Source organism: Nocardia takedensis NBRC 100417 (genome assembly GCF_000308695.1).
Classification (GTDB): Bacteria; Actinomycetota; Actinomycetes; order Mycobacteriales; family Mycobacteriaceae; genus Nocardia; species Nocardia takedensis.
This window is the reverse complement of record NZ_BAGG01000004.1, coordinates 1-3,031: the sequence shown is the minus strand read 5'-3', so window position 1 is coordinate 3,031 and position 3,031 is coordinate 1. Positions and strand designations below refer to the sequence as shown.

3 protein-coding genes are annotated in these 3,031 nt (G+C 68.9%); all 3 read left to right on the top strand.

The window, feature by feature from the left end; genetic code table 11:
- Nucleotides 1-129: 129 nt before the first annotated feature.
- The 3 genes from nhaA to ON30_RS01505 all read left to right on the top strand — a co-directional run bounded on the left by nhaA (nt 130) and on the right by ON30_RS01505 (nt 2,871).
- Nucleotides 130-1,368, top strand: coding sequence for a Na+/H+ antiporter NhaA (nhaA, locus tag ON30_RS01515; protein ID WP_040703577.1), 1,239 nt, complete (start codon nt 130-132; stop codon nt 1,366-1,368).
- Nucleotides 1,365-1,871, top strand: coding sequence for a phage holin family protein (locus ON30_RS01510; RefSeq protein ID WP_040703575.1), 507 nt, complete (start codon nt 1,365-1,367; stop codon nt 1,869-1,871). The genes nhaA and ON30_RS01510 overlap by 4 nt, the downstream gene beginning before the upstream one ends.
- A 64-nt stretch (nt 1,872-1,935) precedes the next feature.
- Nucleotides 1,936-2,871, top strand: a complete 936-nt coding sequence (locus ON30_RS01505; protein WP_040703573.1) for an alpha/beta fold hydrolase — start codon at nt 1,936-1,938, stop codon at nt 2,869-2,871.
- The last annotated feature ends 160 nt before the right edge of the window (nt 2,872-3,031 follow it).

Here is a 3,031-nt window from a genome sequence, read left to right as displayed (position 1 = left end):
CACCGACTGCCCCGGCACTCCTGACGCGACCGTTAAGATCGCGTCAGGAGTGCCGGGAAGTCTGGTCGGCGGGCGGTCGGGTCAACAGAACCCTTCCGCGGTATCGCCCACCCCGCCGAAAGGTTTTCCGTGATCACTCGAGCGCCGTCGGAGTTGACCCGCTACCTGCGGACCGAGACCGTCGGCGGCGCGCTCCTGCTGGCCGCGGCCGCGCTCGCGCTGCTGTGGGCCAACTCGCCGTGGGGCGCGGGCTACGACGCCATGGTCGCGACGACCCTGCCCATCCCGCCACTGCACCTGGACCTCACCCTCGCGGAATGGACCGCGGACGGCCTGCTGGCGATCTTCTTCTTCGTCGCGGGACTCGAACTCAAACGCGAACTGGTCGTCGGCGAACTGGCCGATCCGCGGCGCGCGGCGTTGCCGATCATCGCCGCGGTCGGCGGCGTGATCACGCCGGCCGTCATCGCGTTCGCGGTCGGTCACGGCGTTCCCGGGATGGAGCGCGGCTGGGCGATCCCGGTGGCCACCGATATCGCGTTCGCCCTCGCCGTCCTCGCCCTGACCGGTTCGCGCGTCCCCGCAACAGCGCGGGTCTTCCTGCTCAGCCTCGCCGTCGTGGACGACCTGCTGGCGATCGTGTTGATCGCGGTGCTGTTCACCGCGGCGGTGTCGCTGCTGTGGCTCGCGGGTGCGGCGGCCTGCTGCGCGCTGTGGGCGTGGGGGCAGCACCGCCGGATCAGCACGCCGATCCTCTATGTCCCCCTGGCGTTGATCACCTGGTACGCCCTGCACGAGGCGGGTGTCCATCCCACGCTCGCCGGCGTCGCGCTCGGACTGCTGACCCGCGTGCGCACCGATCCCGACGAAGACGAATCGCCCGCGACGCGGCTCGAACACCTGATCCAACCGGTGTCGGCCGGACTGTGCGTTCCGCTGTTCGCGCTGTTCGCGGCGGGCGTCCACGTCGACTCGGGGTCGCTGGGCGAGTTGTTCACCGACAGACTGTCTCTCGCGATCGTCCTCGGCCTGCTGCTCGGAAAACCCCTGGGCATCCTGGGTTTCAGCGTGGTCGCGATCCGGTTGCGCCTGGCCCGCAGACCCGACGGACTGGGCTATCGCGATATGTTCGCCCTGTCGGTTCTCGGTGCGATCGGGTTCACCGTTAGCCTTCTTGTGGCGGAACTCGCGCTGGCCGAGGTCGGCGACGGCTCCGCTGTCGAAACGGCGAAAGCCGCGGTGCTGGTGACCTCACTGGCCGCGTCGCTCGCCGGTTCGGCGCTACTGTGGCGGCGTGGGCGCGTCCACCAGCGCACAGTGAACGCAGACGAGGCAGTGCCGGGACAGGGAGAAGGGTCGACCAAGTGAGTTTCACCCAGGGCGGTAACGGGTCACAGCGTGGCGGTGCGGGCGAGGCACAGCACCGGACGCTGACCTCCATCCCCTTGACCGATGCCGATCCGATCGGGTCCGCCAGCTTCGGCAGCCTGGTCCGCGACGCCACCGAGCAGATGTCGACGCTGGTGCGCGCCGAAGTCGCGCTCGCCAAAGCCGAGGTCACCGGCGAGGTCAAGAAGGGCCTGCAAGGCAGCGTCTACTTCATCCTCGCGCTCACGGTGCTGCTGTTCAGCTCCTTCTTCTTTTTCTTCTTCCTCGGCGAACTGCTCGATGTCTGGCTGGCGCGTTGGGCCGCTTTCCTCATCGTGTTCCTGCTGATGGTGGTGACCACGGTGGTGCTGGCACTGCTCGGGTACCTGCGGGTCAAGAAGCTGCGCGCGCCGGAGAAGACCATCGATTCCCTCAAGCAGGCCCGCACGGTTCTGCCCAGCGGATTCGGCGGACACGAGGATCAGCCCGCGCTGAAGAAGTGACACTCGCGCGCGAAACGCGGACAGCGCGAGCACCGCGAACCCGCGCGCACTAGGCTCGGTCGGCGTGTCGTCGAACTTCCTTCCGGATCCGTCCAGCGTCCGCTACGAGGGACCGTGGACACATCGCGACGTGCACGCCAACGGCATCCGATTCCACGTGGTGGAGGCGGCCGCACAGCGTCGCGACGCGCCGCTGGTCGTGCTGTTGCACGGATTCGCCGACTTCTGGTGGTCGTGGCGACACCAACTGACCGGACTGTCCGATCTCGGGTACCGCGTGGTCGCGGTCGACCTGCGCGGTTACGGCGACAGCGACAAACCGCCGCGCGGCTACGACGGCTGGACACTGGCCGGTGACGTGGCCGGTCTGGTCCGCGCCCTCGGCCACACCGAGGCCACACTGGTCGGTCACGCCGAAGGCGGGCTGGTCTGCTGGACGACGGCGGTGCTGCATCCGCGCCTGGTCTCCTCGATCGCGCTGATCAGTTCACCGCATCCGGCCGCCTTGAAGTCCGCCGTGTTGCGCGACGGCGCGCAGCGGGCGACGTGGCTGCCCGATTTCCTGCGCTACCAGTTGCCGCGCTATCCGGAGCATCTGCTCACCACCGCCGACGGTTTCGAGGTGGAGCGGTTGCTGCGGCAGCGGGTCGGCGCGGAGTTCGCGGGCACCGCCGAATTCATCGACGTCGCCCGGCGGATGCGGTCGGCGATCCGGATTCCCGGGGTCGCGCACTGCGCCCTGGAGTACCAGCGGTGGGCCTTCCGCAGCCAGTGGCGTCCGGACGGCCGAAGATTCATGGCGACCATGCGCGACCCGCTCGACATCCCGGTCCTGGCGCTGCGCGGTGCATCCGACACCTACCTGCTCCGCTCCACCTACCACCGCGGACAGAAGTGGGCGCCGCGGCGGCGATTGGTCACGGTCCCGGACGCCGCGCATTTCGCACACCAGGAGAACCCGGACACCGTGACCACCGAACTCGCGAAATTCCTCGACTGACCCGGGCTCAGCTCAGGACGCAGGCTCCCGTGTCGATCGGCGTGTTCGCATCGATCGCGGCCTCCAGGTCCGGGCGGACCTCGCGCAGCGTCAGCACGTATCCCGTGTCGTCGTCGGTCACCGCCGCGCCGAACACCATGCCCAGCACCTGACCTTCGGT